General features: G+C 46.2%; 16 protein-coding genes and 1 pseudogene. 16 read left to right on the plus strand and 1 reads right to left on the minus strand.

Annotated features, from left to right (window positions below):
* The 3 genes and pseudogenes from ACZLMD_RS08755 to ACZLMD_RS08765 all read left to right on the plus strand — a co-directional run.
* A pseudogene (locus ACZLMD_RS08755) lies at positions 1–658 on the plus strand (hypothetical protein); the annotation flags it as partial.
* Positions 643–1,371 (plus strand): DUF3307 domain-containing protein, encoded by a 729-nt coding sequence (locus tag ACZLMD_RS08760; protein WP_118559091.1) that lies wholly within the window; start codon positions 643–645, stop codon positions 1,369–1,371. The pseudogene ACZLMD_RS08755 and the gene ACZLMD_RS08760, both read left to right, overlap by 16 nt.
* A gap of 29 nt (positions 1,372–1,400) precedes the next feature.
* Positions 1,401–2,669 carry a chloride channel protein gene (locus tag ACZLMD_RS08765; RefSeq protein WP_118559092.1) on the plus strand — a complete coding sequence of 423 codons (1,269 nt, stop codon included), beginning with the start codon at positions 1,401–1,403 and terminating at the stop codon, positions 2,667–2,669.
* Between the two features lie 160 nt (positions 2,670–2,829).
* Here the strand turns inward: ACZLMD_RS08765 and ACZLMD_RS08770 are convergent, their stop codons facing one another.
* Positions 2,830–3,273 carry a ribonuclease FAU-1 family protein gene (locus tag ACZLMD_RS08770; RefSeq protein WP_022305478.1) on the minus strand — a complete coding sequence of 148 codons (444 nt, stop codon included), beginning with the start codon at positions 3,271–3,273 and terminating at the stop codon, positions 2,830–2,832.
* A 243-nt stretch (positions 3,274–3,516) separates the two neighbouring features.
* Between ACZLMD_RS08770 and ACZLMD_RS08775 the strand changes: the two genes are divergently transcribed.
* From ACZLMD_RS08775 to ACZLMD_RS08835, 13 genes are all read left to right on the plus strand, one after another.
* Positions 3,517–3,852 (plus strand): AtpZ/AtpI family protein, encoded by a 336-nt coding sequence (locus ACZLMD_RS08775; protein ID WP_489495569.1) that lies wholly within the window; start codon positions 3,517–3,519, stop codon positions 3,850–3,852.
* Between the two features lie 62 nt (positions 3,853–3,914).
* On the plus strand, positions 3,915–4,364 hold the full coding sequence (locus tag ACZLMD_RS08780) for an ATP synthase subunit I (RefSeq protein WP_022305476.1): 450 nt from the start codon (positions 3,915–3,917) through the stop codon (positions 4,362–4,364).
* Between the two features lie 89 nt (positions 4,365–4,453).
* The gene (gene atpB / locus ACZLMD_RS08785; RefSeq protein ID WP_022305475.1) at positions 4,454–5,224 is read left to right on the plus strand and encodes a F0F1 ATP synthase subunit A; all 771 of its coding nucleotides are present in this window, start codon (positions 4,454–4,456) and stop codon (positions 5,222–5,224) included.
* 34 nt (positions 5,225–5,258) lie between these two features.
* Positions 5,259–5,522, plus strand: a complete 264-nt coding sequence (atpE, locus tag ACZLMD_RS08790; RefSeq protein ID WP_022305474.1) for an ATP synthase F0 subunit C — start codon at positions 5,259–5,261, stop codon at positions 5,520–5,522.
* 47 nt (positions 5,523–5,569) lie between these two features.
* Positions 5,570–6,115 carry a F0F1 ATP synthase subunit B gene (gene atpF, locus ACZLMD_RS08795; protein ID WP_455057802.1) on the plus strand — a complete coding sequence of 182 codons (546 nt, stop codon included), beginning with the start codon at positions 5,570–5,572 and terminating at the stop codon, positions 6,113–6,115.
* Positions 6,103–6,654 carry an ATP synthase F1 subunit delta gene (gene atpH, locus ACZLMD_RS08800; RefSeq protein ID WP_022305472.1) on the plus strand — a complete coding sequence of 184 codons (552 nt, stop codon included), beginning with the start codon at positions 6,103–6,105 and terminating at the stop codon, positions 6,652–6,654. The genes atpF and atpH overlap by 13 nt, the downstream gene beginning before the upstream one ends.
* 75 nt (positions 6,655–6,729) lie before the next feature.
* Positions 6,730–8,238 carry a F0F1 ATP synthase subunit alpha gene (gene atpA / locus ACZLMD_RS08805; protein ID WP_118559097.1) on the plus strand — a complete coding sequence of 503 codons (1,509 nt, stop codon included), beginning with the start codon at positions 6,730–6,732 and terminating at the stop codon, positions 8,236–8,238.
* A gap of 38 nt (positions 8,239–8,276) precedes the next feature.
* Positions 8,277–9,155 carry an ATP synthase F1 subunit gamma gene (gene atpG / locus ACZLMD_RS08810; RefSeq protein ID WP_484106956.1) on the plus strand — a complete coding sequence of 293 codons (879 nt, stop codon included), beginning with the start codon at positions 8,277–8,279 and terminating at the stop codon, positions 9,153–9,155.
* Between the two features lie 141 nt (positions 9,156–9,296).
* Entirely contained in the window at positions 9,297–10,700 is a 1,404-nt protein-coding gene (atpD, locus tag ACZLMD_RS08815; RefSeq protein WP_022305469.1) for a F0F1 ATP synthase subunit beta, read from the plus strand.
* Between the two features lie 11 nt (positions 10,701–10,711).
* Positions 10,712–11,119, plus strand: a complete 408-nt coding sequence (locus tag ACZLMD_RS08820; protein ID WP_022305468.1) for a F0F1 ATP synthase subunit epsilon — start codon at positions 10,712–10,714, stop codon at positions 11,117–11,119.
* A 250-nt stretch (positions 11,120–11,369) separates the two neighbouring features.
* Positions 11,370–13,781: an ATP-binding cassette domain-containing protein gene (locus ACZLMD_RS08825; protein WP_489495570.1), complete on the plus strand. Its 2,412-nt coding sequence runs from the start codon at positions 11,370–11,372 to the stop codon at positions 13,779–13,781.
* Between the two features lie 68 nt (positions 13,782–13,849).
* A complete protein-coding gene (locus ACZLMD_RS08830) occupies positions 13,850–15,403 on the plus strand; it encodes an ABC transporter permease (RefSeq protein ID WP_487601071.1) in 1,554 nt (517 codons plus the stop codon).
* Positions 15,387–17,858: an ATP-binding cassette domain-containing protein gene (locus ACZLMD_RS08835; protein ID WP_489495571.1), complete on the plus strand. Its 2,472-nt coding sequence runs from the start codon at positions 15,387–15,389 to the stop codon at positions 17,856–17,858. The genes ACZLMD_RS08830 and ACZLMD_RS08835 overlap by 17 nt, the downstream gene beginning before the upstream one ends.
* The last annotated feature ends 60 nt before the right edge of the window (positions 17,859–17,918 follow it).

Genomic DNA, 17,918 nt, shown 5'->3' on the forward strand with positions numbered 1-17,918 from the left:
TAAAAAATTACAGCTTTTAATATATCCTATTAAGATAAGGTGTGGTATAGGATATGGCAAAATAAAATATGACGTGGAAGAATGGACGTCGTCTGCTTTTGATGGAGAAGCATATTATTTGGCAAGGGATGCGATCAATGCGGTTAAACGAAAAAAAAGTAATGTCATATGCTTTAATACAAATTCAAAATATGACAGATATTTAAATGAATTTTGTTTATCAACTCAGCAGATCAGGTTGAGACAACCGCAGGTTGCAAATATAATTGAGATTATATCAGATATTATGCTACCCCTTAAGGACAGCTGGGAGGATACTTCGTTTTATAGCTGGTTATTGGACAATAGATACAAATTGTTAGAACAAGAATATTGGAGCGTGGGGTATAGAAGACAGGAGAGTCCGGAAATGCCTGTCATAAATTATGAAATACTTTACGAAGATAGAAATTTATATTATGAAAAGAAAGCTGACAAGCTGTCATTTTATATGGATGAATTTTGGGTTCGTGGTATGTCAACAGAAATTGCTCGAATTATGAATACTTCTCGGCAAAATATCGACAGATATATAATATCAGCGAGAATAAAGGAAAGGAGAACAAGGGATAAAGCGATATTTGATTTACTAGGGGAGGATATATGGAAAACTATTTGATTTTATTGATATTCCATTTGATTGGTGATTTTTACTTGCAAACAACAAAGGTCGCAAGATGTAAAAATGCAGCAAAGGGAGAATTGTGCGGAGAATGTCAGAAGTGTAAAAATAATATATGGTTTAATGGAGAATATTTACTAATGCATTCCGTGCTGTATATTGTTCCGTTTTTGGTGTTGTATTTTGTGGCGGGATGGAAATCTGCGACTGGTGCCATAGCGATATTATTGGCAACACATATATTGATAGATGCAACGGCTTGTTATTTTAACAAGAAAATGAAACAAACAGTTGTCTTTATTATTGATCAGATGCTGCATATGGGAGTTTTGTGCATAATATTACACATTTTTGGGTTCAACTGTGATGCCGGCCGTTATTATGAAGCGTTGAAAATTGTTTTTTTGAGTCTTGCGCTGATAATGCCATGCTCAATAATGATCAATAAATTGATTCAGGATATTTATCCTAATTCAAATGAGACGGGTATGTTTGATGTTGGTTCTATGATAGGAGTTATGGAACGGATATTGACAGTTGTTTTTGCCTGTTTAGGAAATTTTTCTGCTATTGCGATAATAATTACGATAAAAACTTGGGCGAGAACAAACGATTTAAAGGAGGCAGAGTTTAGAAATAAGTATCTGCTGGGAACATTAACAAGCTTGGTTTTGGCATTGCTGATTTTTATTATTTATAACGAGTTGTAGGAAAGCATTGCAGATGGAAGAGGGAAATTATGCGCCAGATAAAAATGATCCGATTTTATATGGGAAGAATATCGAGGAATCTCGCAGTTTTTATACGCTGGGGGATTTTCTCGGCGTTTGCAGGGCTTTTCGTGGGAGCCTTCAGTACGCTTTTTGCGTTTTGTCTGCGTCAGGTGACAACGTTTCGGACACAGAATCCGTGGATAATCCTGTTGCTGCCTTTGGCAGGTGTTGTCATTGTGTTTTTGTATGGAGTATTTCGCTATAAGAATGATAAGGGAACCAATATGGTGCTTTCCTCAATTCATGCGGAGGCAGAGGTGCCGTTTCGGATGGCACCTCTGATCTTTATTTCGACGATCATTACGCATTTGTTCGGCGGAAGTGCCGGTCGTGAGGGGGCAGCACTGCAGCTTGGCGGAAGTATCGGACAGCAGCTTGGCAAGCTGTTCCGGTTTGACGAGAAGGACCAGAGGATTGTTGTTATGTGTGGCATGAGTGCGGCATTTTCGGCGATTTTCGGAACACCGATCGCAGCGTCAATATTTTCGATGGAGGTTGTCAGCGTCGGCGTTATGTATTATGCGGCGTTGGTACCGTGCGTGTTTTCCTCGCTTGTGGCATCGAAGTTTGCGACGCATATGGGAATCGGACCAAATGTGTTCAAGATTCGTCATATGCCAATGTTTCAGGTGGTGCCCAGTCTGAAGATCATCGGGCTGGCGTTGTGCTGTGCGGCACTCAGCGTTGTTTTCTGTATGGCACTTCATTCTCTGGGAGATTTCTATCGGAAGAGACTGAAGAATCCATATATACGGATTGTAGTGTCTTCGCTGGTGATCATTCTGCTGACGATTCTTTTGCAGACAGACGATTATATGGGAGCCGGTGTGCCGGTAATCCAGCGTGCGATCCGCGGTCAGGTGGATCCGCTTGCCTTTGTCTGGAAGATTGTTTTTACGGCACTTACACTGGAAGCGGGCTTTAAGGGCGGTGAGATTGTGCCGTCGTTTTTTGTTGGTGCGACATTCGGCTGTCTGTTCGGGCAGCTTCTTGGGATTTCGCCATCGCTTTGTGCGGCGGTCGGAATGATGTCGGTATTCTGCGGTGTTACTAATTGTCCGATCACATCGATGCTCATTGCGTTTGAGCTGTTTGGGTATCATGGAGTGCCGTTTTTCCTGCTCGGAATCAGCGTCAGCTATCTCATGTCGGGCTATTACGGGCTTTATCATGACCAGACGATCGTGTACTCCAAGTATAAGACGGAATATATCAATCGAAAGGCGCGGGAATAAAGCAAAGTTAGAAACGATGTTTGTAATGTTATGGGAATTGCCTGGCAATAAAGTAATTCGTGACATCAGCCGGGGGAAATATTCCTGACCCAACATCATAATAATCTAAAAAATGCCGGGACAAGTGTATCGCATTGCCCCGGCATTCGCTATCTGTTTGTTATTCTCTTGATGTGATGGGCTCTGTAAGCTCGTCCAGATGTCCCTCGTAAATAAAACGCAGAAGATTGTTCGTCTGACGCAGTGCCTTTGCCAGCAAAGGCGCCGGAAGTGTAAGATTCTCTGTGAAATCCGCGAATTCGTCCAGATCAACGACTTCCACATGCTTGTCCGGATAAATTAATACATCGATCAGGAGATCGTGGAAGATGTATGTATTCTCATTCGGGCGGTATTCTGTCTCGATAATATCACAGTACCAGTACACAAGCCTGTCAGCAGCATCAAAGACCTTGCTGATCTTGAAGCCTTCCTTCATATAATACACAGAAATACCGTGGTCAATATCTTTGCGCGGTTTCAGAATGTTCCATTTCGTCACAAGAATATTATCGTCCCGATAGAGGATCAGATCATCCTTCAATTCGACGGTTTCGTCTGGCATGTAACGCCTGCGGTACAAATGAATGGTATCCATGGTATTCTCCTTTGTGCGTATGTGTTCGTTCGCGGTACTGAAGTGTTACAGATAATTATAGCGGGCTTGCAGGGGATTGTAAATAATTTTTTCTGTAAAATGTATCCTGTGGACTTTTTGTACAATTTATTATATAATGTAACCGTATTTGTAGATTTTTTGTGCAATTCTTTCATGGATGCGAAAGAATTGCAAAATGGTGTTATAGTCATGAACAAAAAGGAAAAAAATATATTGAGAGCATTTGTGATGGTATCACAGGTCAGTATCACGATTCTGGTGCCGATCGCTCTCAGCGGATGGATCGGCTGGTGGCTGAATGGACAGTTTCACACGCAGATATGGTTTCTTATAATGATCGTACTTGGTGTAGGGGCAGCATTTCGCAATGTTTATTATCTGACAAAGTCCTTTTATTCAGAAGACATGAAAAAGGAGCATGAGCGCCTCCAATATATAGAAGCTTTGAAGAAGCAGGGACAGGCGCGCAGGGAACAGACGGAAAATGCTTCCGGAGAACAGAAGGATGCAGACAAGAAGAATTAAAGCTTTGTCAGAATAGTCGATATAGCGATTGTTTGTTGTACCGGATAATATGGAGGATTCGTATGAGACAGGCGAAACAGACTCTGAAGGAGCTGATGGCAGGTCTGGCTGTGTGGGGAGGGTTTGTGTTTGTGATCCTGATGATCGTATCTAGACACAGACTGGCAGTGGCATGTGGACTTCTGACCGGACTGGGGACTGCGGTATGGCTTATATGGCATATGTACCGTCATTTGGACATCGCCCTTGATCTGGGGGAGAAGCATGCAGCGCGCCACATTCAGGTGTCCTCTGTGAAGCGTTTTCTGGTAATGGCAGTCGTACTGGCGGCAGCTATGATGGAGTATCGTTACATTCATCCGATTGGAACGGTGCTTGGAATGTTTGGCGTGAAGATATCGGCATTTATGCAGCCGAAGATTCACAGGATCATGACATCGCAGAACAGACAAAAGAAAGCGGATGAGAGCAAAGCTCATCGGCAGAATGTCTCAGGCGATGCACAGGGATGAGTATTCACCGCTACAGCCGGTGGTTTACACATAACAGAAGAAGGCAGGGTAATCCTTCTTCGTAAATAAAAGAAAAGGAAGGTGAGAATGTGGGAATCAGGGTCTTAGCCATTTCGAAGGGGCTGGGAAGTGCAATACCTGTATACGCAGACAGCAGCGCGCAGGTGGATTTCTTTATCCACGGATATACGAAGCTGCGGTTTCTCGGACAGGATGTCTATTTTACGACAACGCATATATCAATGATCATCGTTATTCTGGCGATTCTTGTATTTGCGTTATTTGCAAACCGTGCTATCCGGAAAGCAGATCCAAATGAAGTACCGGGACCATTTTTGAATGCGGTCGAATTGATCGTAGAGATGTTAGACAAGATGGTGGCGGGTTCCATGGGAAGTAAGATTGCCGTGAAATTCCGTAACTATGTCAGCGCACTCTTTATATTCATTCTGGTCTGTAACCTGTCGGGGCTTTTGGGACTTAGAGCTCCAACCGCAGATTACGGAGTCACATTTCCGCTGGCGCTGATCACATGGTTTATGATTCAGTTCAATGGATTTAAGTATCAGAAGTTCGGTAAGATCAAGAGTTTGTTTGAACCAATCTTTCTGTTCTTCCCAATGAATCTGATCAGTGAGTTTTCAACGCCGATCTCAATGTCTCTCCGTCTCTTCGGTAATATCTTATCGGGAACGGTTATGATGGGATTGCTCTATGGTTTGCTGCCAAAGGTTCTGACGCTGGTATGGCCGGCGGCGCTTCATGCGTATCTGGATGTTTTCTCAGGATGTATTCAGACGTATGTATTCTGTATGCTGACGATGTGCTTTGTTGCGGATGCGATCGGCGAAACAGAGTAGTTGAAAAAGATTTTATTTTAAGGAGGATATTATAATGAATATTACAAACGAAGGTTTAGTTTTAATGGGTTCTGCTATTGGTGCAGGTCTTGCAGTTATCGCCGGTATCGGTCCTGGTGTAGGTCAGGGTATTGCAGCCGGTTATGGTGCTTCTGCGGTAGGTCGTAATCCGGGCGCAAAGGGAGATATTATGTCAACCATGCTCCTTGGTCAGGCGGTTGCCGAGACAACAGGTCTTTATGGTCTCGTTATTGCACTGATCCTGTTATTTGCCAATCCTTTATACAGCAAGCTGTAATTTTGCAGTAAATACAGTTGAAAGGAGGCAGAATACAGGTGAGTGTAATGAATGTAGCTTTAGCACAGAGTGGGCTTGGAGATTATATTTTCGGACTGGATCCACAATTGATCTTTGACAGTCTGATCACCCTTCTGGCTATGTTTGTCCTTTTTCTGTTTTTGTCGTACCTATTATTCAATCCGGCGCGAGATCTGATGCAGAAGCGTCAGGAAACGATCCGTCAGGAGATGGAGACAGCGGCAAAGGAAAAGGCAGATGCGATTCAGTTTAAGGAGCAGTATGACGAGAAGCTGAAGAACGTTGATAAGGAATCCGAAGAGATTCTTTCAGAGACAAGAAAGAAAGCTCTGAAGAAGGAGACAGCGATCGTGGACGAGGCGAAGCAGGAGGCAAACCGTATCCTGGATCGTGCCAACCGCGAGGTAGAGCTGGAGAAAAATAAAGTCAAGGACGAAGTGAAGCAGGAAATGATCTCTGTAGCGGCAGCAATGGCTGGCAAGGTCATCGAGGTTTCTCTTGACGAGGACAAGCAGTCACAGTTGATCGAAGACACTTTAAAAGAGATGGGTGATGAGACATGGCTAAGTTAGTATCAAAAACCTACGGAGAAGCTCTTTTTGAGCTGGCAGTAGAGGAAAATAAGCTGGATGCCCTGATGGAAGAAGTGGAGGCGGTCATTCAGGTGCTTGATGCCAATGAAGATTTCGTCAAGCTGATGAGTCATCCGAAGATCAGTGTGGAGGAGAAATGCTCCGTGCTGGAAACTGTCTTTCATGGCAGAGTGAGTGATGAACTGACGGGATTCTTTCTGACGATCGAGGAGAAAGGAAGATTTAAGGAAATATATCAGATCTTATCCTATTTCATTGATGAGTGCAGAGAGTATAAAAAGATTGGTGTTGCACATGTGACATCTGCAGCAGCCTTGAAGGAAGAGCAGAAGGAGGCTGTTGAGAAGCGTCTGCTTGAGACAACGAAATACGAATCCTTTGTGATGAATTTTGAAGTTGATCCGTCACTGATCGGAGGGATGAAGATCCGGATCGGCGACAGGGTAGTGGACAGCAGTATTAAAACAAAGCTGAATAATATGGCGAAATCCTTGTCGGAGATTCAGTTATCGAATTAAAAAGACAGCACAGCAGAAACTATGAATATAGTCATTGTGTGTTTGTTGTGCCAGTAAGTTGAATGGAGGAGTATCATGAATTTGAAACCGGAAGAGATCAGTTCCGTGATCAAGGAACAGATTAAACACTACAGTACCAAATTCGATGTATCTGATACCGGTACCGTCATTCAGGTAGCGGATGGAATTGCCCGTATTCATGGTCTGGAAAATGCCATGCAGGGCGAGCTCCTGGAATTTCCAAATGATGTATTTGGAATGGTACAGAACCTGGAGGAAGATAATGTCGGTGCAGTGCTCTTAGGTGATCATAAAAATATCAATGAAGGTGATGTCGTTAAGACAACGGGACGAGTGGTTGAGGTGCCGGTAGGCGATGCGCTGCTGGGACGAGTTGTCAACGCACTTGGACAGCCGATTGATGGAAAAGGACCTATCGAAACAGAGAAATACCGTCAGATTGAGCGAGTTGCCTCCGGTGTTATTTCAAGAAAGTCAGTAGATACACCGTTACAGACAGGTATCAAAGCGATTGATTCCATGGTGCCGATCGGAAGAGGACAGCGTGAGCTGATCATCGGTGACCGTCAGACAGGTAAGACGGCGATCGCCATCGACACGATCATCAATCAGAAGGGTCAGGGCGTAAAATGTATTTACGTTGCCATTGGCCAGAAGGCTTCAACAGTAGCCACTATCGTAAAGAAGTTAGAAGAGTACGGTGCGATGGATTACACAACAATCGTAGCAGCGACCGCAAGTGAGCTGGCACCGTTACAGTATATCGCTCCATATTCCGGCTGTGCGATCGGTGAGGAGTGGATGGAGTCCGGAGAGGACGTACTGATCATTTATGATGATCTTACAAAGCATGCGGCAGCATATCGTACCCTGTCCCTGCTGCTCAAGCGTCCACCGGGACGTGAGGCATTCCCTGGAGATGTATTCTATCTGCATTCCCGTTTGTTGGAGCGTGCAGCGAGACTTTCCGATAAGCTGGGCGGTGGTTCCCTGACGGCACTGCCGATCATTGAGACACAGGCGGGCGATGTATCCGCATACATTCCGACCAACGTAATTTCCATTACAGATGGTCAGATCTATCTGGAAACAGAGATGTTTAACTCCGGATTCCGTCCGGCAGTAAACGCCGGATTGTCCGTATCCCGAGTTGGTGGTGCAGCACAGATCAAAGCGATGAAGAAGATTGCCGGGCCGATCCGTATTGAGCTGGCGCAGTTCCGTGAGCTGGCTGCGTTCTCGCAGTTTAGTTCCGACCTGGATCCGGAGACAAAGGCTCAGCTGGCACAGGGTGAGCGTATCCGTGAGATTTTGAAGCAGGATCAGTATAATCCAATGCCGGTAGAGAATGAAGTAATGATCATTTATGCGGCAACCAAGAAATATCTGATCGATATTGAGTTGGATCAGATCCTGGAATTCGAGAAAGAGCTCTTTGAGTATGTTGACACGAAATATCCGGAGATCCCGGAGGCGATCCGCACCAGTGGCGAGATGAGCGCAGAGATTGAGGAGAAGCTTGTGAAGGCGATCGAAGAGATCAAGGAAGAATTTACCAAGTAATGACGTATGTATAAAAGCAGAATGGAGGAATCAATCATATGGCCTCTATGAGAGATATTAAACGGAGGAAGGAGAGCGTACAGAGTACGGAGCAGATCACCAAGGCGATGAAGCTGGTGTCTTCGGTCAAGCTGACCAAGGCAAAGCAGAATGCGGAGGAGTCCAAACCGTATTTTGATACGATGTATGAGACAGTAGCCGGGATGATTGCAAAGTCCGGACAGATGTCTCATCCGTTCCTGCAGAAAGGAAAATCGGACAAGAAAGCCGTGATCGTCGTGTCTTCCAATCGAGGACTGGCAGGCGGTTACAATTCCAATATCGTGAAGCTGATCTCGAAGGACGAGCGGTTCACACCGGAGAATACAAAGATATTTTCCGTAGGTACCAAAGGCAGGGATGCACTCGAGCATCTGGGCTATGAGATCGTAAGTGATTATTCGGAAGCCATGAACGGTCCGATGTATGACGATGCCATTGCTGTGGGAAAGGATGTGCTCAGCCAGTTTACGATGGGTAACATTGGTGAGATTTATCTGGTGTACACGATATTCAAGAATACCGTTGTACAGATCCCGACGATGGTAAAGCTTCTGCCGATCGATGCAGACGATATCACCTCGGAGAGCGAGGATGCAGCAGATCCGCTGGAACGCATTACGCTGATGAACTATGAGCCGGCAGCAGAGGAGGCTCTGGATGCCATTGTGCCAAAGTATATCAACAGTCTGATCTTTGGCGGTCTGACAGAGGCGTATGCCAGTGAGAATGGTGCACGTATGCAGGCGATGGATTCTGCAACGAGCAATGCAGAGGATATGATCAGCGATCTGTCTCTTCGGTATAACCGGGCTCGTCAGGCGTCTATTACGCAGGAACTTACAGAGATCATTGCCGGTGCATCGGCGATCCAGTAGTGGACAGAAGTGACAGAGCATGATCAATGAGAGAAGACTTCCGGTTCAGTCCGGAAGTAAAATATAACGATAATAATAGTATCTTGCCGGAGACGTGGCAGGATACAGCAGAATATAGGAAAAAGGAGTGAGATAAGAAAGATGGCAGATTTAAAGACAGGTAAGCTGACGCAGATCATCGGTGCCGTTCTTGATATCAAATTCCCGGAGGGCGGACTGCCTGAGATCAACGATGCAGTTAATGTGCCATTGGAAGATGGCAAAAAGCTGGTAGTTGAGGTGGCGCAGCATCTGGGAGATGATACGGTGCGCTGTATCGCCATGGGTCCGACAGATGGACTGAAGCGTGGCATGACCGCAGAAGCTACCGGCGGTCCGATCAGTGTTCCGGTTGGTGAGGCAACATTGGGACGTATGTTTAACGTACTGGGTGAGCCGATTGATGAGAAGCCGGCACCGACAGGAGTGCAGTATGATCCCATTCACAGAAAAGCGCCATCCTTTGAGGAGCAGTCGACAGCGACAGAGATTCTGGAGACAGGTATTAAGGTCGTTGATCTTCTCTGCCCGTATCAGAAGGGTGGTAAGATCGGTCTCTTCGGAGGAGCAGGTGTAGGTAAGACCGTGCTGATCCAGGAGCTGATCACCAATATCGCACAGGAGCATGGTGGATATTCCGTATTTACAGGTGTAGGTGAGCGTACCCGTGAGGGTAATGACCTGTACTATGAGATGATCGAATCCGGTGTAATTGACAAGACAACCATGGTATTCGGACAGATGAATGAGCCGCCCGGAGCACGTATGCGTGTTGGTCTGACAGGACTGACGATGGCAGAGAACTTCCGTGATCGTTCCGGTAAGGATGTGCTTTTGTTCATTGATAATATTTTCCGTTTTACACAGGCAGGTTCCGAGGTGTCTGCGCTGCTTGGCCGTATGCCAAGTGCCGTAGGTTACCAGCCGACACTGCAGACGGAGATGGGTGCGCTGCAGGAGCGTATTACTTCTACCAAGAAGGGCTCCATTACATCGGTTCAGGCTGTTTATGTGCCGGCCGATGACTTAACTGACCCGGCACCGGCCAATACCTTTGCGCATCTGGATGCAACGACCGTACTGGCGCGTTCCATTGCAGAGCTTGGTATTTATCCGGCGGTAGATCCGCTGGAGTCAACCTCACGTATTCTTGATCCGCATATTGTGGGTGAGGAGCATTACAGAGTAGCAAGAAGCGTACAGGAGCTTCTTCAGAGATATAAGGAGCTGCAGGATATTATCGCAATCCTTGGTATGGATGAGCTTTCCGAGGAGGATAAGCTTGTGGTGAACCGTGCAAGAAAGGTACAGAGATTCCTGTCACAGCCGTTCCATGTAGCGGAGCAGTTTACAGGACTTCCGGGTAAGTATGTACCGGTATCTGAGACGATCCGCGGCTTCCAGGAGATTCTGGACGGCAAGCATGATTCCATCCCTGAGAATTACTTCCTGAATGCCGGCAGCATTGACGATGTTGTAGAGCGCGCCGCTTCCGCATCCAAATAAGGAGGGCTTTGATGGCTGATAAAACATTTAATTTGCAGATCATCTCTCCGACCCGTGTGTTTTTTGATGAAGCTGTGGATATGGTAGAGATGAAGACCACAGAGGGTGAAATTGGTGTTCTGGCGGGACATATTCCGCTTACCACGATTCTCGAACCGGGTGTGCTGCGGATCAAAACCGACGGAAATGTCCGGGAAGCAGCTCTGCATGATGGCTTCGTTCAGATCCAGAAGGATAAAGTTACGGTGCTTGCAGAGTCCTGCGAGTGGCCGGATGAGATCGATGCCAATCGTGCCGAAAAGGCGAAGGAGCGTGCAGAACGCAGACTCACAAGCGGTTCGAAGGAAGTTGATATGGTGCGTGCGGAGCTGGCACTGAAGAAAGCGCTGATCCGTATCGACCTTGCCGGAAAGCACTAGCACATTTGACAGAAGTGGCTGTGTAGCTTGTGATATCATAGCGCAGGAGACCTTAAGAAGCTTCTTAAGAAATTTGTAAGAATTTCACCGGCATAATCGCTTAGAAATAACGAATATTTCATGTAATTATAGTTAAATAATTCATGCAACTAAAAAAATCACTGTAAATTCTATGAAATTTGCGGTGATTTTTTTTGTATTTTCTTGTGGTACGATTGAACCAGTGAAATTGACGAAAGGGGATCGGAATATGGCAGAGACAATATTACGGCTGCAGAATATCAGCAAGTATTATTATTCGGATACATCGGTAACGCAGGCACTGCGTAAGATCAATCTGGAATTTTCCATGAGTGAATTTGTGGCGATCACAGGAGAAAGCGGTGGCGGAAAGTCCACCCTGTTGAATATGATCAGCGGTATGGATACCTTTGATGAGGGAGAGATGTACTACCGTGGACAGCCAACGTTTCAGTACGATGATCAGGATTGGGAGGAGTATCGGCGTAATCAGATCGGATTTGTATTTCAGGATTACAGTCTGATCAATCATTATACCGCACTTGATAATGTTCTGGCGGCACTTGTGATTCAGGGAAAGGATCCGGCAGAATGCAGGGATGAAGCGATGGATTACCTCGAGCAGGTAGGTCTGACCGGGCAGGCAGCGCAGCGTGCTTCACAGCTTTCCAGTGGGCAGAAGCAGCGTCTTTCCATTGCAAGAGCACTTGCCAAGAATACGGACATTATCGTGGCAGACGAGCCGACCGGTAATCTGGACAGTGAGACCGGACAGCAGATCATGGAGATCCTGGAACGCTTGTCGCATCAGAAGCTTGTGATCATGGTGACGCATAACTATGATCAGGCGGCACCGTATGTGACACGCCGCATCCGTCTTCACGATGGAGAGGTAGTGACGGATGTTCCCGTGAATAAAAGGGATGAAAATGTGGATTCAGACTACCAAAATCCCCCCAAAAGTGAAAATAAAACCGGAAACAACGGAAAAGCCAAAAAGAAAAAGCAGAATATGGCACGTTTTTTCGCATTAAAAAATATTAAGATGCAGAAAGGAAGAGCGGGATTTTTCTTTGCCTTTTTCCTGATCACGGCAGTCGTATCCTTTCTGTTTATCGGAGAGCTGTTAGTCTATGCCGATGACCGCATCACAAAAGAGTACGACACCAGCGCATATCTCCAGAAGAATGATAAGCGTCTCTCTGTGCGGCATCCCGACAACAGTGTGCTGACAGAGAAGGACCGGGCGGCGATCGCCAGCGTCAAATATGTTGATCAGGTTGATCTTTGTGATTATGCCAATGATGTCAATTATTACATTGAGAAGGATAAGGATTATGAGGTGGCATATGGCAGCAAGGAAAGACTCATCAGTAATGTACAGGATGACTCCGATGAGGAGAACGATCAGGGAGTGCGGCTGTTAGACAAGTCGCATTTCATGAAATCCTCCACAGCGATCACCGGGGAGGATCTGTCAGCGGGACGTCTGCCAAAGGAGCGGAATGAGATCGTGCTTTATACTTCCGATTCCAGGAAGCTTAACAGTGAGATCACCTGTTATTTTTCTTCCGATAATCTTTGGAAGGAAGGCACCAGCTGTTACCAGAAGCTTAAAATTGTCGGTATTCTGAAGGACAATACCAAGCAGGTATATTTTCATCCGGAGCTTTGTGAGATGCTGACATACGGACTGGACCGGTTCGTTGTGTGGACGCAGTTTTGCTGGGATGCCCTGTATAATCAGTATAACGGAACTTTTAAGCCGGCGTATGTCGTGGTTGGCGATGGTCTGAAGAAGAATCAGGTGCGCGTCTCCGAAAATTATAAGATTCCATCGACCGGTTATGGACTCATTCCAAATGATTTAAAAAAGGCATTTGTGGGACAGGGATGTATTCATATTGAGCAGACAAAGAGCGGCATCGATGCGGAATTGAAGGATGCCATTGAGCAGAATATGAGTGCCGCTGGCTACGAAGAGGATTCGGAAGAGGAGTCTTCCGAAGATTCTGAAGATGGGGATAACGAAGATGGCATTAAGTTTGACATTGAGTATGTGGAGGATTTCAGCAAGCAGGGAGCAGACTTTATCGAGGTAAGTCCTGCTATTTACCGGAAGCTGAGAGACTATTACAATATTGGAACAACACAGGCGAGTGTGTACATTGCCAATTACAGCAAGACAGATAAAGTCATCAGTGCCTTGAAGGAGAAGGGATATGATGCCGTCAGCACACTCCGCGTCAGCAGCACAAGGTATATGCAGGATAAGGTTTACAAGCGTCTGGAGGTTATCGGAATTTCCTGCATGATCCTGATCATTCTGGCAATTCTTCAGATCCTGATCGTGCGCTCGATCCTCAAGATCAAGAAAAAGGATTACAGCGTACTCCGCTTTATGGGAATGCGCAGAAAGCAGTTATGCCGTATTACATATCAGGAAATGGGGGTTCATGGTATCGCGGCAGTTATCGTGACGTTGATCGTGATGCTGATCCTGCGTCAGGCAGGCGTCGCATTTATCAGGAATATGTTGTTCTATTACAGCATCATCGGCATCGTGGGATTCCTGGCATACAACATCATATTAATGCTTTTGACGGTATTTTTCTTTAATCGTACGTTGCGGACCACGTAGTTTCCGGGCTTTGCCGGATCAGACGGCAGAGAGGAAGCAGCGGGGGTGTGTATTAAAGGGGGGACGATATGGAGAAGGATAACAGAAAAAGAAAATGTTCCGATCTGCGGGAAGCGATGTTTTTCGCATTGCGCGATCTGAAATATCAAAAGAAACGAACATTTTTTATCGTGGTATTGTTTTTGACAATGGCAGGACTTTCTGCATTGTTTATCGGAGAACTGTTTGTTTATAAAGACGACCGTATTACAAGGAAATATGACACCTCGGCATTTCTGCAGAAAAACGACAGAAGGCTGTCGGTGCGCCGGTTGGATGGCTCCGGGCTTACAGAGAAGGATCGCAAACAGATTGAAAAGGTAAAATATGTGGAGGACGTGGATCTGTACGACTATGTCAATGATATTCAGTATGACGTATCGAAACGGATGAAGAATCCGTCCTACGTGCGGTCTACTACCGGAATCACAGAGGACGATCTGGTCAAGGGAAGGATGCCCCAAAACAGGCTGGAGATTCTCGTATCCGCTGAGGATGCGAAGTTACTTGGAAAGAAGAAAACCTACTATTTTGCCTGTGAAAATATATGGCCAAAGGGAGAGAAGTGCTGGTTTAAGATGAAGGTGGTCGGTGTGTGTGACCGCGAGGGAAGCCGACTGTATTTCGATCCTGAGTTCTGCCATATGCTATGTCCGGCACTGGATGGCTATAGCTACAAGATGGATTATGATCAGGATGTGATGTCAAGAAGATATACCAAGAGCTTCTCCTTTTATCCGATCGTTTCCGATGATCTGAAGGGGCGTCATGTGAGAGTATCCAAGAATTATGTCATGGATGCGTTTACCGGCTCCAATGGCGATCAGCTCAATGTCTATAGTGCATTTTCGGGTATGCGGCTTCCGTTTCACATTACGAAGACGGAGGGCGGAAGCGTGGTTTCTGTGGATGAGACCGAGGATACAACGGAGGCACAGGTATACACCTTTAATAACGGTTATCTGGATGTCGATCTGGAGCTGATCGACCAGGGCGGTGAGTTTGTCGAGGTAAGTCAGGATCTGTTTGACGAGATATATCCGGAGCAGACGACGCAGGCAAGTGTTTATATTTCACATTATACGAAGACAGCGAAGGTGATCAAAAAACTTCAGGAGATGGGATATGATGCAATTAGTACATATCAGGTCAGCGCGACCACATACATTGCGGGCAAGGTCATGAAGCGGTTATATATTATCTCGTTTTCCGTTGCGATCCTGATCATTCTGTCGTGCATGATGTACTTCCTGCTGCGTCAGATCATCCGCATGCAACAGGGACAGCTTCAGACACTCCGGTTTATGGGAATGCGGCAGCGCCCGCTGGAGCTGAATGTATACATACAGTTGATCCTTGTGGATGTGTCGGCATCGGTTGTGATGTTTGCGGCATCAGCATTCCTGAGGCTGCGGAGTGCGACAGTTTACCGGATCTGGCAATATCAGAGTGTATGGAGTCTTTTATGGTTCTTTGTATATAATCTGGCGGTAGCCGTTGTGGCGACTGCCCTGACACTGATGCATTTTCGGTCATCGGAGGGATGGCAGAATGGAGGAAAGAGAAATGGTAAAAATAGATAAACTCGATAAATACTTTAATAAAGGAAGGTCCAACGAGAACCATGTGCTGAAGGAAGTCAGTCTGGAAATGGAAGAAAAGGGTCTCGTATGTATCCTTGGTGAAAGTGGATCGGGCAAGACCACACTGTTAAATACGATCGGTGGTCTGGATACATTTCGCAGCGGAACCATTACGGTAGACGATGTCGTCCTTAAGAAATATGAGCAGAAAAAGGTCGAGCGTCTTCGAAATCAGAAGTTCGGTTATATTTTCCAGAACTACTATCTGCTGCAGGATTACACGGTGGCATATAATGTCAAGCTGGCGTTAAACGTGTTTGATCTGACCGAGGAGCAGAAGGATGAACGTGTGGATTACGTGCTGGAAGCCCTTGGAATGGCGCGCTACAAAAAGAAACGTGTGTCGCAGCTTTCCGGTGGACAGCAGCAGCGCGTGTCGATCGCCAGAGCATTGGTGAAATCACCGGATATCATTCTTGCCGATGAGCCGACCGGTAACCTCGATGAGGAAAATACCCTCAACACCATGAGCATCCTCAAGAGCATTTCCAAGGAATGTCTTGTGATTTTAGTTTCTCATGAAAAAGCCATTGCAAAGTTTTTCGCCGATCGTATCATTGAGATCCGCGATGGCGAGATCGTAAAGGATTATGCCAATGATGCGAAGGGCGCATACCAGAAGATGGACGATGCCAACATTTATCTGAAAGATATGGAGCGGCAGGAGATCGACGATGAGTTTATCAATCTGTCCCTGTATCGTGAAATGCCGGATTCGGAGGAGATGCCGGAGCAGGAAAAGGGCAAGCTGCATATCAATTTGGCGTGGAAGGATGGAAAGCTTTATATCCAGACAGAGGACGATGTTGAGCTGATGCTGACCGGCGAGGAATCCGGCTGCGTGATGCTGGATGCGAACCGCCCGAAGCTGGATCAGAGTCAGGCAGAGGAGATAACCTATGATCTGCCGAAGATGAAGGCGGGGCGCAGTATGGGACTTCCGGCAAAGGAAATCTGGAAGCTTGCCTGCGAGAATATACGCATGCTCGGCAAAAAGCACAGGTTCATTGTAGGAATCCTTTTGGCGACCTCGGTGCTTCTGGTTATTGCACTGGCGGATTATATGATGCAGCACAATTTCGATCAGGAGGACGTTGTTACACAGGATTCCCATTATGTGACAGTTCAGCTAGAAGCGATCGAGGGAGATCAGGATATGCTGAATCAGCAGTTGAAGAAGTATTATCAGGAAACGCTCACCTCGAAGATACAATACAATGCATTACAGCAGGGAACACTGAACATCGGATACAACGGTTTCCGTCAGCTCAAGCGTGTCAATGCAAAGATCAATGATTTTTCTGCGGTAGATTACAGTGTGTTAAAGGAGGAGGATCTTGTATGCGGACGTCTTCCGAAGAATCGCAAGGAGATGGTCATTGACAAATGGCTGCTGTCAACATTCCAGAAGTCCGGAAATGTTGTCGCATCCCTTTATAACAATGAGGAATCCCTGCTTGGCCTGAAAGTTATGACGACAATCTCCAATCTTCAGATCGAGATCGTAGGAGTGTCCGATACGAAGGAGCCGACCGTTTACGTCAGCCCGTATGTGGCATTCTGCATGAACTACGGTGACAAAAAGATCATGACGGATGAGGAGCTTCGCGAGACTTATCCGGATGAGTACGGCGATGTCAAGCTTACGGGCAATCAGATTCTTGTCGATGAGGATAAATATAAGGACTATGAGTTTCAGGCACGGTGGTCGAGCGGTGAGATGATCACGGATCAGGCGGAGGAGACGCTGAACTTAGACAAGTGTAAGATCGTCGGTAAATGTCCGCTCGACAGCGGCGCGGAGTATGTTCTTCCGAAGGAGCGCTGTGAGGAGATCCGTATGCGGTATGTGCTTGATGCAAAGCAGTTCCAGGTATACACAGACGATGTGGAGGGAACGATCAAGTATTTCAAGAAGCACGGAGAGGATTACCAAAAATATTTTAAGGTCAAAGCGCAGAGTAATGCACAGCTGCAGATTGACAAGTATCTGGAAGAGCAGAAGGAAAGCGGTCTCAATGCAGGTTATATTGTGACAATTGCAGTTGCAGTATTGTCATTGATTATGATATATTTTACTATAAAGTCAAATGCAATGGCACGAAGCGAGGAACTGACGGTTTACCGGTTGATCGGAATTGCTCCGGGAAGCATTCTGAAGGCGTATATGCTGGAAATGATGATGATGACGGCATACACCTGTATCCCGGCGATACTGATCACAAGCGGCGTGATCAAGTTTATCAGTTCAATCCCGTCTCTGCAGATCTATCTGCTGTTCCCGTGGTGGATGGCAGCGCTGCTGATCGTGGCAATGTTTGTTGTCAATATGATCGTCAGTGTACTTCCGGTCCGCAAGATCCTTCATACTCCACCGGCTCAGCTGGTACAGTAGAGGTAAGGGGGAGCATTGCATTTCAGATCATACAGACAGTGTGTGAATCGGCTTGATAGA

Source organism: Jutongia sp., assembly GCF_057878315.1.